Genomic DNA, 16338 nt, shown 5'->3' with positions numbered 1-16338 from the left:
TACTAGGAATTTTCCTAGTATCCTGAGATTTGAACATAATAAGAGATTATTTCTAATAGTGGTTCTATTAAAAGAATTGAAAATACTACTAAAACCGCACAAAGACCTATAACTGCTTTTATTACAGGTGTTGAGTTTGCTAAAAACTTAACTTCCACTTCTTCATTTGCATCTTTTAAGAACATAAATACAATTGGCTTTAAGTAATAATAACCTGCAATAGCAGAGTTTAAAACCATAATTAAGGCTAAAATTAAATATCCACCATTTACAGCACTTCCAATTAAATATAGTTTTCCCCAAAATAGTGCAAAGGGAGGTATTCCCGCAAGAGAGAATAAAAATAATCCCATCATAAGAGCAGAAAATGGCTCTTTTTTTATAAGACCTGAGTATTTTTCCATAGCATGGTCAGAAGAGAAACTACTACTATCTTTACTTCTATTTATCCATAACATTGAAAATGCTCCAAGGTTAGTAATTAAGAACATTAGCCAGTATAAAAACAGAGCCTGTGTTGCTTGTGTACTTCCAATTAAAATAGCTGTCATTGCAAAACCTGCATTTGAAATAGACGAATATGCAAGCATTCTACTTATATCATTTTGTAAAAGGGCAATTATATTTGGAATAGTGATTGTTAATACAACCGTTACATATAAAATCACCTCAACAAATGGGTCACCACTTGCTATAAATATTTCAAAGAATCTTAAAGCTACTACAAAAGCAGCCATCTTTGGAACAATAGATAAAAAACCTGCAAGAGCTGCCGTTGAACCTTCATAAACATCAGCTACCCAAGTATGGTAAGGAACCAATGATAATTTAAATCCTAAAGCCCCAAGCATAAATATTACACCTAAAAGAACTAATGGATAGTTTTCATAGTTTGAAGCAACTAAAACTTCAGATACTTTTCCAAGCTCTACTGTTCCTGTTACAGCATAAAAAATCAATGAACCAAAGGCAAAAAATGCAGTTGATAAAGCACCCATTGTAAAGTATTTTATTGCAGCTTCTAAAGCATTTGTTCTATTGTGCATTGCAATAATTGTATAAAGTGCCATAGATGCTGTTTCAAGTCCCACAAGGATTAAGATAAGAGAATCAGAACTTACCATAAACTGGAACCCTGCTACCATAAATAAATACAATGCAAAGTATTCAGGGTATCTATACTCTTGGAATCTTAGTTTCCCCATAGCTGTAAGAACAAAAAATAGCGAGGCAAGTACAATAATTCCTTGAGATAATATGGCAATTCCATCAACTAATAAAAGGTCAAAGAAACCTCTTACATCGGAAGTAAAACCAATAATTACCCCTAAATCAACAATTAAAAATAAAACTGCAATCATCACATAAAGTGATTTATCAAGGTTTTTATTTATTAAATCAATTATTAAAATAACCAATGCTCCAACAATAGCTATAATCATAGGAACAATTGTTGGGAAATTTAAACTTGCAAACTCAATTGCAATTGGTGGGATACTATTCATTATCTAGCTCCTTCAATTGAGTTTCTATTTAATATTTCAACTCTTGTATTATCTTCTAAAGCTTTTATTTTCATAACCTCAACTACATGATTCACAGAAGTTTCTACAGGCTTTAAAATAGGTTTTGGATAAACACCTAAAATCACAACTAAAGCAACTAGTGGAATTAGAGCACTTAACTCTCTTTTATTTAAATCTTTTAACTCATTGTTTTTTTCATTTTTTATTGGACCAAAGAAAACTTTTTTATACATTGTTAACATATAAACTGCTCCAAAAATAATAGTAAGTCCAGCTATTAAAGTTAAAGTTGCACTTACTTTAAAGAATCCAAGAAGGGATAAAAACTCACCTACAAATCCTATAGTTAGAGGAAGTCCAATTGATGCCATAAGCATAATTGCAAATATAGTTGCATACTTTGGCATAACTCTTGCTATTCCACCATAATCTTTTATCATCTTAGTGTGGGTTCTATCATAAACAACCCCAACTAACATAAACAGAGCTCCTGAAACAATACCATGGGAAATCATAAGAAAAATTGCTCCACCAATTCCTTCAACATTTAGTGCAAAAATTCCTAAGATAATCACACCCATATGAGAAACAGAAGAGTAAGCAATAACCTGTTTCATATCTTCTTGAGCATAAGCTACCATTGCTGTATAAACAATTGCAATTAAAGCTAAGATAGCCATTGGAATTGTAAAGTAAACACTTGCATCAGGGAAAAGTGGTAATGAGAATCTCACAAAACCATATGTTCCCATTTTAAGTAAAACAGCTGCAAGAATTACTGAACCAATTGTTGGTGCCTGTCCGTGTGCATAAGGAAGCCAAGTATGGAATGGGAACATTGGAACCTTAACAGCAAAACCACAAAAGAATGCAATAAATAACCAAAATTGCATATCAAATGGAAGTATCATCATATTCCAATCTTGTAAACTAAAGCTGTAAGTTCCTGTTGTTATATAATAAACATAAGATAAATAAAGCATTCCCACAAGCATGATTAAAGAACCTAAGAAAGTATATAAGAAGAACTTTATAGAAGCGTAGATTCTTAACTTTCCACCCCATGCTCCAATAATATAAAGCATAGGTACTAATGATAACTCCCAGAAAGCATAGAAAATAATTGCATCAAGGGCTAAAAATACTCCTACCATAGTCATTTCTAAAAATAGTACAGTAATAACTAGATTCTTTAAATCTCTTTTTTCACTAAGTCCAATAAGAGCAATCATCGTCATAAAAGTTGTCATAATCACTAAAAATAGTGAAATACCATCAACTCCCACATGATAATTTATTCCATATGAACTAATAATAGGAATTATATGTGTAAACTGCATTTGCCCTTCATTTACATCAAAGTTCATCCAAAGAACAAGTGATAAAACAAACTGCATAGCAGTAACACATATTCCATAAGCTTTTATAGAGTCTTGTTTTACTAAAAACCCTACTATTGCTGCAAATGCTGGAAAAAATATTAATATTGATAAAATATATTCCATCTTAATAAACCCCTTGACTTGCTACTGCTAAAACAATACCTGAGACTAAAAGGAAAACTATTCCTAAAACCATTAGTCTTAATGAACTTGATAAGTTTCCATTTTGAGAAACTCTTGCTTTATCACCACTTTTATAAATCACTTTTGCAATTCCATCAACTATAAAATCTATTATCTTCATATCAAAAACTCTAAAAGCAATTATTGAAAGAATTAGATATGACTTATTCACAATACTCTCTATAAAATGTGGAATATAGAACTGATTTGCTAACAGTTTATAGAAAAACTTACCTTCTAAAGAAGAAGAGAAATAAGTTTGTTTTTTTCTAAATCTAAACACTGCAAAGGCTATAGAGATTAAAACGATAGCACTTGTAGCAACTATTAATAAATAAATAGTTGAATAATCCAAGTGCACATTTAAAACTGGAAGTTTTTTAGTTACAAACTCTACAAATAAAGGTTTAAACCACCCTGCAACTATTGAAAGAAGAGCTAAAATAGACATTGAAGCTATTACAAAACTCTTTGCTTCGTGAGGATGGTAATTAAACTCTTTGAAGTTCTCTTTTCCAAAAAATACATACATAATAAGTCTAAATGAATAAAATGCCGTAAGCCCTGCTGTTACAAATAGTACTGCCCAGATAATAAAACTATGGCTTCCAAAGGCAACTTCTAAAATCAGATCTTTTGAGAAGAAACCTGCTAATGGGAAAATTCCAGCAAGAGCTAAAGAAGCAATTATCATAATAATTGCTGTGCCTTTCATATGCTTATATAATCCACCCATATTTTTGATGTTTATTTCATCATTTAGAGCATGCATTACATTTCCAGCTCCTAAAAATAGAACTGATTTAAAGAAAGCATGAGTTGCAAGATGAAATAGTGCTACCCAATAAGCTCCAAGACCAGCTGCTACAAACATATATCCAAGCTGTGATAAAGTAGAAAAGGCAATGATTTTTTTAATATTAGTAGCTACTAGTGCCATAAGTGCAGCCCCAATTGCTACAAAAGCACCAAGGGCAGCAATAAAGTTTCCTACACTTGGAACTGCTACAAAAATTTCATTTGCTCTTATTACTAAGTAAACCCCTGCTGTTACCATTGTTGCAGCATGAATTAGTGCTGAAACAGGAGTTGGTCCTTCCATTGCATTTGCAAGCCATTGATTAAAAGGAAATTGTGCTGATTTTCCCATTGCTCCTATAAATAGAAGTACTGCAATAGCTACAATTAAACTATTATCTAGTGTAATTATATTTGCAAAAACCACATCATATTGTAAACTTCCAAGGTTCCAAAAAATCAAGAACATTCCTATAAGCATTGCTAAGTCTGCAATTCTATTTGTAATAAATGCTTCATTTGCTGCAAAGGCAGGTGAAATAGAAGAAAACGGTGAAAGCGTTGAAAACGGTGATTTCTTAATATCATTTGATAACTCTTGGTCTTTTTTGTGATACCAAAAGCCAATTAATCCCCAAGAACAAAGTCCAACACCTTCCCATCCAATAAACAATCCTGCAAAGTTATCACTCATAACAAGTATCATCATCGAAAATACAAAGGCTGATAACCATGCAAAAAATCTATTAAAACTTTTATCATGCTCCATATACCCAATTGAGTGAATATGAACCATAGTTGAAACAACTGTTACAACAACCATCATCACAACACTTACTTGGTCAACTACAAAACCAAAAGGAATAGATAAATTACCTATTTCTATCCAAGAGAAAAGTTTTGTTGAAACTACTACATCAGTTGAATACACAAAATATAAAAGTTTCAAAGAAGCAAACATTGAAACAGCAATTAAAAGTGTTGTTAATACTCCGATAAAATTCTGTTTCGGGCTATTTGCAAATAGTGCTGCTATTAGTGAGCCTACAAGTGGAGCAAAAAGGGCAATATATAAATAGTTTTCCATAAACATTCCCCTTAGCCTTTCATACTTTGTAGAGTATCAAGATTGATTGAACCTTTTTTCTTGTACCAAAGAATAAGAAGTCCAAGTCCAATAGCAACTTCACTTGCGGCAATTGCAATAATAAAAAAGGCAAACATCTGACCTGTGATATCTTCATGAAATTTTGATACAGCAGCAAGTCCAACATTTACTGCATTTAACATAATCTCTGTTGAGAAAAAAAGCATAAGAAGATTTTTTCTTCTTAATACTCCAATCATACCTATAAAGAAAAGTACTGCTGATAAAATTAAGTATGCATTTAAAGTCATTTACTTAGTCTCCTTTTCTTTTTGTTCTTTTTGCTCTTTCTCAAATTCATCAATTTGCTCTTCACTAAGTTCAGTATATGATACATCCATTTTTTTACCAGCTAAAATAATTCCACCAATCATAGCAACTAAAAGCATTACAGCTGCAACTTCAAAGGGAACTAAATATTTAGTAAAAAGTACGATTCCCACTTGTTGTGAATTTCCCCATTCACTATTTATTGGATAGTGTGCTTCGATATTTGTTGCTACAATTGGAGCTGTAAAAATTAAAACTACAACTAAAGCAGAAATACCTATTAATAAAAATACCAACCTTGGGTTTTTAATTTTCTCTTTTACTGTTGATAAAGAGTCAAAGAACATCATACCAAAGGCATATAAAGCCATTACAGCACCTGTATAAACAACAATTTGTACAGCACCTAAAAACTCTGCTCCTAAAAGGAAAAAGAAGGCTGAAATAAAAATCATTCCAGCTGCTAGTGAGCTTAATGCATATAAAGAGTTATTTGTAAAAACTGTAATTGAAAACATCGTTACAGTTAAAAATGCGAAAAGATAAAAAGCTACAATTTCAAACATTCAAACTCCTTAATATGAAAGTGGTGTTTTTTTAATTTTTTCATCTGCATCAGGAGATACAGCACCAAAACCTGGGTACTCTTTTTGCTCTAATAGTTTATCAAGAGGTGTTAATAAATCCTCTTTTAAAGCAAAATGCGCTCTTTGTTCACTTGCATTTTCATATCTTCCACCATGAACAATTGCAAGTTCTGGGCAAACTTCTGCACAATAACCACAAAAGATACATCTACCCATGTTAATTGTATATTCAAGTACTTCTTTTCTAGAATTTTCATCAATTCTAGTATCCATTCTAATACAATCAGCGATACAAATCTTTTCACAAAGACCACAACCAATACATCTATTTTCACCTGATTCTAAAAGAGCAAGTAGTTTATGTACTGCTCTATATCTAGGCCCTATTGGAAGCTTTTCAGCGGGATATTGAACTGTTTGCATTTCACCTTTAAAAAGTGCTTGTCTCATGATATTTAGAACAATTCCAAGTCCTTTGAAAAGTTCACCCTTTAGTGACCTTTTTACTACTTGTTTAAACTGTCCCCATGAAGTTTTTGGATAATTGTCTTCAAATATATTTATATAATCATCAACGCTAACGTCTCTGTTTTTTAGTTTTTCTAAACTCATCATTTAATCCTAAAACATCAATACAAAACCAGTGATTAAAATATTTATCACTGCTAATGGCATTAAAACTTTCCAGCAAAGCCACATAAGTTGGTCTGGTCTAATATGAGGCCATGAAGCTCTTGTCCAAAGGAAGAAGAAAATTAACATCATTACTTTTAGTACAATTGCTAAACCACCTGGAATAAACCAAAGGTCATTAAACCCACCAAGGAAAATAAGTGAAATTAAAAAACAAACCGTAAATAGGTTTGCATACTCACCTATAAAAAACATTCCCCATCTAAGTCCTGAATACTCAGTTGCATATCCTGCTACAATCTCAGCTTCATGCTCTAAAAGGTCAAAAGGTGTTCTATTTGTTTCAGCAAAACCTGCAATTACAAACAAAATAAAAGCTAAAGGTTGAGACCAAATAATCCAATCAGTAAAACCACCTGCTTGGTAGTTGTTTATATCTATTAAAGATAAACTTCCTACTAACATTAAAGGTGCAAGTAATGCAAGTCCTGAAACAACTTCATAAGATAAAAGTTGAATAGCTGTTCTAGCTCCCCCTAAAAGTGCCCACTTATTTGAAGAACTCATTCCTGCTAATAGTGGTCCATAAAGACCTACAGAAGCTACTCCAAGTACAAATAACACACCTACATTTATATCTGCAATAATCGGTCTTACTGTATAACCAAATAGTTCAAACTCTGGGAAAAATGGAACGGCTGTCATTGCTATAAAAGCAGTTGAAGCAGTAATAATTGGAGCTATCATAAATACTGGCTTTGCTGCATTTGCAGGGATAAAGTCCTCTTTTGTAAAAAGTTTTATTCCATCTGCTGCAAGTTGTAAAAGACCATAAGGACCTACATTAGTAGGACCTAGTCTTCTTTGCATAAAAGCTAGTATCTTTCTTTCAATATATGTTGTAAAACCTGCAAGTGCTGCAAATACAGAAAGTACAACTACCGCTTTAACAACTGTTTCTATTAAGATTGAAGTTTCCATTTTATACCTTCATAACTTTTGCTACTGCATATCTTGAATCTTCAAAAAACACCTTAGTATCTAAATCTTTTTCAAAAGTAGAAACTAAAGCAATTTCTCCATCAATTTGATTTTCACAATAAGCTTTTAAAGTTCTTTGCACTTCACCTACTTGAACATTAACTTCTTGATTCTCTTCTAGTTCAAGTTTTTCAAATAAAGCTTTTGAGAAGAAAATCCCACTTTGAAGCTCATCTTTAAACTCGTGAGCAATTGCTGTAAATTCATTAAACTGATTAATAGGGTTTGCTTTATAAATAACTATTTCATTTTCTTCTGTTACTAAAGCTAAAGGAGTTAAAGCTTTTAAACCAAGCTTTTCACTTACTTCAATATCATTGGCTTTTAAATCATAACCTCTATACTCAGCTCTGTTGTTTCCAAAGTAATTAGGCAGGTCATCAAACTCTAAACCACAATAACCTTTATCTTCTGGAAGTTTACTTGTATATTCTATTGTATGATCAACATCACACCCTAAAATCTCATTTGCAAGGTCATTTAATACATAACCCTTATAATCAATTGCTACATTTGTAGGAATGATTTTCTTATCAATATTCGTAAAAGTTCCCTCTTGTTGATTAAGTGCTGGCATATCAAGGTTTCCATCTCCTAAAGCACTTAATTCAAAGTCTGCTTTTTCATTGTATCCGATAACAAAACCTCTTTCTTCTTCCACTAGTTCATCACAAATAAGACTAACACCTAAAGTGTTTGTTTGAGATGGAATTACAACTACATCAAAAGAGGTGTACTTTTCAATCAGACCACAAAGTTTTGCTAATTCTTCATAGTTTTCATTATGAATTAAATCTTCACCAACTATTAGTGAAAACTTATCTTTTTTAGCAAGCATTGAATCTATTAAGTCCAAGAATGTTTCATCTTTTTGGATATCATCTAAAAACTTTGTATATTCAAACTCTACTTGTTTTTCTTCTTTTTTAGTAACAAGTTTTTTTACCTCTTTTTCTTCACCTGTCTCTTCATCTTTTATAAGTTCAATAACTTGCTCTTTTTTAGACTCAACAACTGTCTTAGTTCTTGTTTCTTTTTTAGAGTCAATAAATTCTTGAACTTCAAGAGGTAAGTCATTTGCAAATAGATGTAAGATAAGATATAAAATTGAGCTTTCAACATTTGGTTTATGATAGATAAACTCTGTTGTTTTACCTTTTTTCCCAACTTTTTCCATAACTGGGTCTTGCACAGGATGAAAGTATAATCCCGCACCTTTATTCATAATAACTGAGTTATTAAAGGCATACCTTGCACTTGGTAAATCAGATTTTAAATATGCTCCAACAGATACCACAAAGTTTGAATTATGCACATCTTTTAAGCTTGAAGAGTAAAGAGATTTTCCAGAAGTTAAACTATAATTTTGCATAAATCTTTTAAATCTAAAAGCATCTTTATTTACTAGTTTTGCTCCTGTTTTTAAAGCAAGCTTTTGTAAGATTAAAGCCTCTTCATTTGTAATATATGAATTAAACTTTATAGAGTCAGCTTTTTTGAAAGCTTCTATTGCTTCATTAAATGCTTTTTCATCTTTCCCTTGAGTTTTATTTTCAAAATCATAGGCAAATCTTGCCGCACCATTCAGTGTTGAATAGTGATGTTCATTTGTAACTCTATAGATTTTGCAACTTGCATCATCCACAGATGTGTGTTTTGTTTCATAATACATAAAGGCACAATCACTAGAGTGAGGATTTGCAGCTGGAACTCTTGTTAGCTCCCAAGCATTTGATTTATATTGGAAATCATTTGAAACTAAAGCTCCAACGGGACAAACAGAAATACACTCACCACAATCAGTACAGTTATCTTCTTCAAAACCAATAAGTGATTTGTTTAGTTTGTTCCACATAGAGTATGCATCTTTTGGCATCTCATCTTTGAATATCTTATCAATTGCTTCAGAACCTCTTTTTACAGTACTTAAAGCATTTGAACCAATCATATCTTTACAAACAGTTACACACTTTTCACAAACAATACAAAGACCTGGGTCATAATTCATAACTCCCCAGTGTTGCGTTGGTCTTGGTACATCTTTGATAGAATAGCTTTGAGAATCAAGTTTCATATAAAGAGTATAGTTTTGTAATTCACACTCTCCACTTTGGTCACAAACTCCACACTGTAAAGGATGGTTTACATCGTAAACCTCCATTATTGCACGTCTTTCTTTTTCAATATTAGGAGTTGAAGTTGTTACATTCATCCCCTCTTTTACTTTAGCATTACAAGCATAGATTTGTTTTCCATCTGCTTCTACTAGACAAAGTCTACAAGCTAGTGTAGGAGAACATCTTGTTAGATAACATAAAGCAGGGATAAAAATATCATTTGCCCTTGCTGTGTTTAATACAGTCTCATCACTTTTAGCTTCAACAACTTTTCCGTTAATTGTTAAGCTGATTGTATCACTCATTATTAAGCCTTCTCTACCTTAACTTGTTTGTATCTATAGTTTTCAGTTAAAAAGCTAATATTACTATCTAAAATAGGACATAATGCAACTGTCCCATAAAGGTCATCATTTATAATAAACTGCTTTTTCACCTTTTGACCATTGTAATTTAAATAAACCTCATCTTTATCTTGAACCTTAGCAATTCTTGCAAAAGATTGGCTTCCTACTAATTTTTGGCAATCTTGCTCATCAAAAATAGAATAAACCACTGTTCCATTATATGAGTCTAACTCTTCTACTTCTTCAATATCTTCATCATTGCAAGACTCAACTTGCTCTTGTGTTTTTTCATCTAGGCAAATTACATCTAAATCAGAGTATTTATTTATAGCACTTAAGATTTTTACAATATTTCTTACTCTTTCATGAGTTGTAATATCTCTTCCCACTAATAAAACTTTTGAAGTTTTATCTTCTGCTTTCTCACATGCTTCTTCAAACTCTTCTTCACCAGCAGAACTCTCAGCAGAAATATATCCCATATCTAAGTCATTTAGATAATCTTTGATTTTTTCACTTGCATCATTTACAAAAGTATCAAGTAACATTGAAGCAATCCCCTCTTCACTTCCTACTTCATACTTAATTAACTGTGAATAATAAACTTTTAAATCAACATTATCAATAGGATGCATATAGATAAACTCTGCATTTTTTTGTGCAATAGTTTCTATAATTGCTTCTTTAACCTGCTCATTATCTTGGGCTAAAAACGACCCAAATGAGATAATATAATCGCTATTTAAAATTTTTTCTATTTTAGTATTCATTAGTCCTCTTTATCTTCTTCTTTATTCTCTTCTATTTTTACTTCAACTAAAGGCTTCTCTTTTTTCACAACAATAGTCCAATCAACTTCATTGAATTTAATTGAATTCATAAGTGTATATCCTGCATCTTTTATAACATCAGCACTTTTTTGAACACATGAGAAGTCACCTATTTCAAAAAGAAAAATTGCATTTTCACCTTTTGAAATATCTTTATCCATAAGCTCTAACATTCTGTCATAAAAATTCTCTTTTAATGGTCTTAAATCAAATCTTTTCATACCCTTTGCCTTACCTGTCTATTTCACCAAATACAACATTTAAGTTACCAATTATAGTTACAACATCTGCTAATTGATGTCCAGGTAACAAGTCCTCTAAAACTCCTGTATGCCAAAAAGATGGTCCTCTTAATTTCATTTTATATGCATATGGGCTACCATCACTAACTATCATATATCCTAATTCACCCTTTGGTGATTCAGTAGCTACATAAATCTCACCCTTTGGTGGTCTCATTCCTTGAGTTACAAGGACAAAGTGTTGCATTAAAGAGTAGTTTTGAGTCATAATATCTTCTTTAGGTGCTGAGATATATTCAGGAGCATGGGCCATTAATTGGCTGTCACTACTTTTATACATAGGAATTAATTGTCTTAAAATCTTTGCTGATTCTCTCATCTCTTGGATATAACATTTATATCTTCCATAAGCATCGCCAGTACTTGCAATTGGTACGTTAAAATCTAATTCTGGATAAAGGCCATAAGGCATCTCTTTTCTTAAATCCCATTTCACTCCAGCTGCTCTTAAAACAATTCCAGAGCATCCCCAAGATTTTGCAAGTTCTTCATTTATCACACCTACATTTTCAAGTCTCATTTTCCAGATTCTATTTTCGGTAAGTAAACCTTCGTATCTATCAATCTCTTTTTCAAAGTTAGTGATAAATTTTTCTAAGTCTTCACACCAGCTTTGTGGTAAATCTAAAGGAACACCACCAATTCTAACTGCACTATGAGTAAGTCTTGCACCACAATAATCTTCTATCAAGTCCATTGCGTATTCTCTTTCTCTAAAGGCATATAAAAATACTGACATAGCTCCAACGTCAAGTGCGTGAGTAGCAAGCCAAAAAAGGTGAGACATCACTCTATTTAGTTCTAAAAGCATAGTTCTAATAACTTCTGCACGTCTAGGGGCTTCAATTCCTAATAACTTCTCAACTGCAAGGGCAAAGCCATAGTTATTTGAAGTAGAGGCAATATAATCCATTCTGTCTGTTGTAGGCAAGAATTCATTATAAATCATATTCTCACCCATCTTTTCCATACCTCTATGAAGGTATCCAATTCCAGGTGTTGCTTTTACTACCTCTTCGCCTTGAAGTTCAAGCATAAGTCTCATTTGACCATGGGCAGATGGGTGTTGAGGCCCAAAGTTTACCATCATAGTATTATCTTCACGCTCAAAGTTAATATTTTCAAAGAAAGGTTTTAATCTATTTGCTGTTTGTCGCATTTATCTTCTCTTATCTTCTTTTTTTAAGTGTAACACTTTTGTTTTCATCAAATTTTTTGATAATAGGAACTCCACCTTCTTCTTGATACTGTAAAGGTGTGTGTTCTGGCTCTTTTCCATTTGTGATATCAACTCCATATGGAACCTCATGCCCTAATCTTGCAAATCTTTTTGTGTCATATCTATCAATAGCTGCTGAGTCTCTTATTTCAGCCCCTATCTCTTCCCTTGCTTCTTTACCAAAGATTTTGTCAACTTCATACCAAGATGCAGCTTCATCACCTTGTAAAGGATATGTTTTTCTTAATGGATGGTCATACCAATCATCAGGCATAATGATTCTTTTTAAGTTTGGATGGTTTACAACTCTTACACCGTACATATCATACATTTCTCTCTCAGACCAGTTTGCCATTTTAAATACTTCATAAACAGAATTTAACTCTTGTTTTTCTTTGATGAAAGTTTTAATTCTTACTCTTTTTCTTTTTGTTAATGAAAGCATTTCATAGAAAATCTCAAAGCCACCTCTTTGTGCAATATAATCAATTGCAGAAAGTTCCATTAGCATTTCATAGTCTAAAGCTTCTTTAAAAAAAGTAAGTACATTTACATTGTCTTCAGCCTTTATAAAAACCACTAACTCATCTATTTCAATATATGAATTTAAAACCTCAAACTTACCACTTAGAAGCTCTACATCATAAGCATATATTTCATCACTAGTTACTTCTTTTTTTGAAGTTTCAGGGGCAATATAGAATCTATCGCTAAAGTATGATTTCTTTTGTACATCATTTTTAGGTGTATATTTTCTCATTATACAAGCCTCTTTTTCTTGATTTTTCTAAAAATAGACTCTTTTCTAATTTTCTTTTGAAGCATCATAAGTGCATACTGTAAAGTCTCTGGTCTAGGAGCACAACCTGGAAGATAAATATCAACTGGTACAATTCTATCTGCACCTTGAACAGTTGCGTAAGTATTAAACATTCCACCTGTATTCGCACAAGACCCCATAGAGATAACCCATTTTGGTTCTGGCATTTGGTCATACAGTCTTCTCATAAACTCTGCATGTTTTTTTGTAAGAGTTCCCGCAATTACAATAACATCTGCTTGTCTTGGACTTGCTCTAAAAATTGTTCCAAATCTATCAAAGTCATATCTTGAAGCACCAGTTGCCATCATCTCAATAGCACAACATGCTAATCCATATGTTAAAGGCCAAAGAGAGTTTGACCTACCCCAATTTACTAACTTATCAACTGTAGTTAATGCAATTGGAGCTCCACCATCTTTAAAATAGTCTACTTTATGCTGTGCCATTCTAAAGCTCCTTTTCTCCATGCATAAATAAATCCGATTGTAAGTAATAAAATAAATAAAATCATTTCAACAAATCCAAACCACCCTAAAACTTGAAAGTTTATAGCCCATGGAAACATAAAGATAATTTCAATATCAAATAAAATAAAAAGTAGTGCCATTAAATAAAATTGTACAGATACACTACTTGGTTGCTTTGTAACTTCTGGTCCACACTCATAAAGTGTAGTCTTTAGTTTTTCAGTATTCAATCTTGCAATTTTTCTACCAATAACCCTTGCAATATAAACTACTGTAAGGAAAACACCAAAACTCAAAACAAACATAACAAAAACGCCAAAATACGGATGTGCAAACTCCATATGTGTCATGTTTTATCCTTAAAATTATTAGTTTTTATAATAACTTGTTCTTAATTTTCTCTAATCTATAAGATTGAGTAATACTTTTTCTTTAGTTATTAATTATAGTTAATTTTTATTTATAAAGTCTAGTTTAGAAAAAACCGACTTTATTTTCAGAGTCAAAATTACCTTTTAGTTCTTTTGAGATTTGTTCTTCAAAAGATTTATTAGTAAATAATGGTTCCTCATCAACTGCTATTTTAAACGCAGTATTTTTTATAACCATCTCTATTTGACCACCTGTTAATTCATGTTTTGCTAGCTCTTCAATATCAAAATCTTTATCTAAAGGTAAAGTTGCTGGAAGTAACTTTTTCCATAACTCTACTCTTTGCTCATAATTTGGTTTTTTAAACTCTATTTTGTAATTGAATCTTCTTGAAAATGCTTTATCTAAAGACTCTAAAAGGTTTGTTGTTGCTATTAAAACTCCATCAAATCTTTCAATTTGCTCTAAAAAAATATTTTGCATTTGATTATGCATTTTCTCACTTCCACTAGCACTAGAAGTTGTTCTTGAACTTAAAAATTGGTCTGCTTCATTTAATAATAAAATCGGCTCAGACTTACTTTTGTCCCTTAGTTCATAATATTTGTCAAATATTGCTCGAACATTTTTTTCACTCTCTCCAACATACATAGAAAGAATCTTTGAACAATCAAAACTTAGAACCTGTCTTTTTAAAGTCTTTGCAAAAGCAAGTGCTGTTAAAGTTTTACCTGTTCCTGCAAATCCATAAAAGATAATTCTTGCTTCGATATTTCTTTTATGTTTTATTCCCCACTCTTTAAGTCTATTGAATACTTTTTTATCCATTTGCTTTAAAAGTGAATCTAAAACTTCTCTTGTTTTGTCATTTAAAACAACATCCTCTAAAGTTTTATTTGTAGTAATAAGTTCAAATGTCTCTTGCTCTTTTATCAAAGAGTCAAGCTTCATCTTTGTACTTCTACTTGTCTTTTTTGTTGGATGAGAAATTTTATATAAAATATCATCAGGAATATAGAAGTTTCTATTTATTCCCCCAAATGGAGTTAAAACCTCATCATAATCAACTAATGAGCTTGAAACAAGTTTTGAACCTTCTTCAAGTAGTGACCTATATTTTATTTTCTCATAATCATCACTTGAAATTAGCGTGATTAAAGAGTTCATATCTCTTAAAGTTCCATCACCACCTGAATACTCCTCTTTTAAAAGAGCTAAAAACAATAGTTGCTCTTGCTCATTTAAAGCATATTGCTTGAAGAAGTCTTCCATCATAATAGAACCATCAGTCTCTTTGATTCTCTCTTTGATTCTATTTTCAAGAAGCGTTAATTTTGACCTTAATCTATTTATATTAGGTGAGTTTTCATCAAAATTGTTTTTTACAAGATTTAACTGTTGTGCTAAATCTATTCTAAAAAACTGGTCTTGTAAATATTCTAAATGGTCTTCATATTTTTTAACTTCTGGTAAAACAAACTCTAATGAACCTTTTTCTAAAAGTTTTAAAAATGCAGGAGATAGAGTAATCATTGAGTTTAAAAGTTCTAATTGTGACATTTCACTAAGTTTTAGTTGATCAAAGCCACTTTGAACAAGCCATCCAAACTCTAATAATGATTTAATTAATTGAATTTTATTTAAGTGCTCGTATGTTTTTACATCATAAAATTCACTTAGAATATCTATAACCATAGAAGTATCTCTTCCTTGGATATATTGTCTTGTGATGTATTGTAAAATTTGTGCTTCTTCTTTTGAGCATTTTAGTTGTTTAAAAAATGCTGACTTCTCAACATCTTTTGACTTTATAAATTCTATTATCTCATTCATCTATTTTTTTCTTCCCTCTATTACATTATAAAATTTTTCGAGGTTCTCTTTGTTTTGAAACCGTATTTTATAATTTTTATTTATAATTATCATTAAATTTTCTTTTTTTACTTCATTTATTTCACTAAATTTTACAATTTCCTTGTCTTTTTGCAAATCTGGACTAAAACTGTTAGGTATTTTTACTATGGAATCTTGACAAAATCCCTTGTATTCCCCCTTTGAGTAGACGACATTTAAGCATTTTTTCTTTAAGTAATAATTTTCAATTTTTTGTAAATTAGAATTGTCATAAATGTTTAAGCCAATGAAAATTAAGGCTAAAATTCCAAAGAAAATTATAAAAATCATTTTGTTCCAATTATATGTTTTATTAATCATATTACATTAAAATCTCTTAACCACTTATGAACCATAATTTTTGTTATTAAATCTATATTAAGATTATTTTTATAAGATTG

16 protein-coding genes are annotated in these 16338 nt (G+C 31.3%); all 16 read right to left on the bottom strand.

Features of this window, described 5'->3' with window-relative positions; genetic code table 11:
* Positions 1–14: 14 nt before the first annotated feature.
* Positions 15–1505: an NADH-quinone oxidoreductase subunit NuoN gene (gene nuoN / locus CRV02_RS02350; RefSeq protein WP_129089001.1), complete on the bottom strand. Its 1491-nt coding sequence runs from the start codon at positions 1503–1505 to the stop codon at positions 15–17.
* The gene (locus CRV02_RS02345) at positions 1505–3031 is read right to left on the bottom strand and encodes an NADH-quinone oxidoreductase subunit M (protein WP_129089000.1); all 1527 of its coding nucleotides are present in this window, start codon (positions 3029–3031) and stop codon (positions 1505–1507) included. The genes nuoN and CRV02_RS02345 overlap by 1 nt, the downstream gene beginning before the upstream one ends.
* A 1-nt stretch (position 3032) precedes the next feature.
* Positions 3033–4976 carry an NADH-quinone oxidoreductase subunit L gene (nuoL, locus tag CRV02_RS02340; RefSeq protein WP_129088999.1) on the bottom strand — a complete coding sequence of 648 codons (1944 nt, stop codon included), beginning with the start codon at positions 4974–4976 and terminating at the stop codon, positions 3033–3035.
* Between the two features lie 11 nt (positions 4977–4987).
* Positions 4988–5287 carry an NADH-quinone oxidoreductase subunit NuoK gene (gene nuoK / locus CRV02_RS02335; RefSeq protein WP_129084255.1) on the bottom strand — a complete coding sequence of 100 codons (300 nt, stop codon included), beginning with the start codon at positions 5285–5287 and terminating at the stop codon, positions 4988–4990.
* Entirely contained in the window at positions 5288–5872 is a 585-nt protein-coding gene (locus CRV02_RS02330) for an NADH-quinone oxidoreductase subunit J (protein WP_129088998.1), read from the bottom strand. It abuts the gene before it with no gap.
* A gap of 9 nt (positions 5873–5881) precedes the next feature.
* Complete coding sequence (gene nuoI, locus CRV02_RS02325; protein ID WP_129084253.1) at positions 5882–6505, bottom strand: NADH-quinone oxidoreductase subunit NuoI; 624 nt, start codon at positions 6503–6505, stop codon at positions 5882–5884.
* A gap of 9 nt (positions 6506–6514) precedes the next feature.
* Positions 6515–7507 carry an NADH-quinone oxidoreductase subunit NuoH gene (gene nuoH / locus CRV02_RS02320; RefSeq protein ID WP_129088997.1) on the bottom strand — a complete coding sequence of 331 codons (993 nt, stop codon included), beginning with the start codon at positions 7505–7507 and terminating at the stop codon, positions 6515–6517.
* 1 nt (position 7508) lies between these two features.
* The gene (locus CRV02_RS02315) at positions 7509–9989 is read right to left on the bottom strand and encodes an NADH-quinone oxidoreductase subunit G (protein WP_129088996.1); all 2481 of its coding nucleotides are present in this window, start codon (positions 9987–9989) and stop codon (positions 7509–7511) included.
* A gap of 2 nt (positions 9990–9991) precedes the next feature.
* Positions 9992–10801 (bottom strand): hypothetical protein, encoded by an 810-nt coding sequence (locus CRV02_RS02310; RefSeq protein ID WP_129088995.1) that lies wholly within the window; start codon positions 10799–10801, stop codon positions 9992–9994.
* On the bottom strand, positions 10801–11082 hold the full coding sequence (locus CRV02_RS02305; protein WP_129088994.1) for an NADH-ubiquinone oxidoreductase subunit E family protein: 282 nt from the start codon (positions 11080–11082) through the stop codon (positions 10801–10803). The genes CRV02_RS02310 and CRV02_RS02305 overlap by 1 nt, the downstream gene beginning before the upstream one ends.
* Positions 11083–11092: 10 nt before the next feature.
* On the bottom strand, positions 11093–12322 hold the full coding sequence (nuoD, locus tag CRV02_RS02300) for an NADH dehydrogenase (quinone) subunit D (protein WP_129088993.1): 1230 nt from the start codon (positions 12320–12322) through the stop codon (positions 11093–11095).
* A 10-nt stretch (positions 12323–12332) separates the two neighbouring features.
* Complete coding sequence (locus CRV02_RS02295; protein ID WP_129088992.1) at positions 12333–13142, bottom strand: NADH-quinone oxidoreductase subunit C; 810 nt, start codon at positions 13140–13142, stop codon at positions 12333–12335.
* A complete protein-coding gene (locus CRV02_RS02290) occupies positions 13142–13651 on the bottom strand; it encodes an NADH-quinone oxidoreductase subunit B family protein (protein ID WP_129007803.1) in 510 nt (169 codons plus the stop codon). Before CRV02_RS02290 ends, CRV02_RS02295 begins: the two co-directional genes overlap by 1 nt.
* Positions 13633–14022: an NAD(P)H-quinone oxidoreductase subunit 3 gene (locus tag CRV02_RS02285; protein WP_129084246.1), complete on the bottom strand. Its 390-nt coding sequence runs from the start codon at positions 14020–14022 to the stop codon at positions 13633–13635. The genes CRV02_RS02290 and CRV02_RS02285 overlap by 19 nt, the downstream gene beginning before the upstream one ends.
* Before the next feature lie 124 nt (positions 14023–14146).
* Positions 14147–15877 carry an ATP-binding protein gene (locus CRV02_RS02280; protein WP_129088991.1) on the bottom strand — a complete coding sequence of 577 codons (1731 nt, stop codon included), beginning with the start codon at positions 15875–15877 and terminating at the stop codon, positions 14147–14149.
* Positions 15878–16228 carry a hypothetical protein gene (locus tag CRV02_RS02275; protein ID WP_129084244.1) on the bottom strand — a complete coding sequence of 117 codons (351 nt, stop codon included), beginning with the start codon at positions 16226–16228 and terminating at the stop codon, positions 15878–15880.
* Positions 16229–16338: the final 110 nt, after the last annotated feature.

It is taken from the genome of Arcobacter sp. CECT 8989, from assembly GCF_004116715.1.
Taxonomy (GTDB): Bacteria; Campylobacterota; Campylobacteria; order Campylobacterales; family Arcobacteraceae; genus Halarcobacter.
The sequence above is the reverse complement of the archived record's forward strand: the minus strand, read 5'-3'. Positions and strand labels throughout refer to the sequence as shown.

Excerpts from the sequence above, each read along its gene's own strand:
- CRV02_RS02315 (WP_129088996.1), bottom strand. The coding sequence starts at position 9,989 with ATGAGTGATACAATCAGCTTAACAATTAACGGAAAAGTTGTTGAAGCT.
- CRV02_RS02345 (WP_129089000.1), bottom strand. The coding sequence starts at position 3,031 with ATGGAATATATTTTATCAATATTAATATTTTTTCCAGCATTTGCAGCA.
- CRV02_RS02280 (WP_129088991.1), bottom strand. The coding sequence starts at position 15,877 with ATGAATGAGATAATAGAATTTATAAAGTCAAAAGATGTTGAGAAGTCA.
- nuoL (WP_129088999.1), bottom strand. The coding sequence starts at position 4,976 with ATGGAAAACTATTTATATATTGCCCTTTTTGCTCCACTTGTAGGCTCA.
- nuoH (WP_129088997.1), bottom strand. The coding sequence starts at position 7,507 with ATGGAAACTTCAATCTTAATAGAAACAGTTGTTAAAGCGGTAGTTGTA.
- CRV02_RS02305 (WP_129088994.1), bottom strand. The coding sequence starts at position 11,082 with ATGAAAAGATTTGATTTAAGACCATTAAAAGAGAATTTTTATGACAGA.
- nuoD (WP_129088993.1), bottom strand. The coding sequence starts at position 12,322 with ATGCGACAAACAGCAAATAGATTAAAACCTTTCTTTGAAAATATTAAC.
- CRV02_RS02285 (WP_129084246.1), bottom strand. The coding sequence starts at position 14,022 with ATGACACATATGGAGTTTGCACATCCGTATTTTGGCGTTTTTGTTATG.
- nuoI (WP_129084253.1), bottom strand. The coding sequence starts at position 6,505 with ATGAGTTTAGAAAAACTAAAAAACAGAGACGTTAGCGTTGATGATTAT.
- nuoN (WP_129089001.1), bottom strand. The coding sequence starts at position 1,505 with ATGAATAGTATCCCACCAATTGCAATTGAGTTTGCAAGTTTAAATTTC.
- CRV02_RS02330 (WP_129088998.1), bottom strand. The coding sequence starts at position 5,872 with ATGTTTGAAATTGTAGCTTTTTATCTTTTCGCATTTTTAACTGTAACG.
- nuoK (WP_129084255.1), bottom strand. The coding sequence starts at position 5,287 with ATGACTTTAAATGCATACTTAATTTTATCAGCAGTACTTTTCTTTATA.
- CRV02_RS02295 (WP_129088992.1), bottom strand. The coding sequence starts at position 13,142 with ATGAGAAAATATACACCTAAAAATGATGTACAAAAGAAATCATACTTT.
- CRV02_RS02275 (WP_129084244.1), bottom strand. The coding sequence starts at position 16,228 with ATGATTTTTATAATTTTCTTTGGAATTTTAGCCTTAATTTTCATTGGC.
- CRV02_RS02310 (WP_129088995.1), bottom strand. The coding sequence starts at position 10,801 with ATGAATACTAAAATAGAAAAAATTTTAAATAGCGATTATATTATCTCA.
- CRV02_RS02290 (WP_129007803.1), bottom strand. The coding sequence starts at position 13,651 with ATGGCACAGCATAAAGTAGACTATTTTAAAGATGGTGGAGCTCCAATT.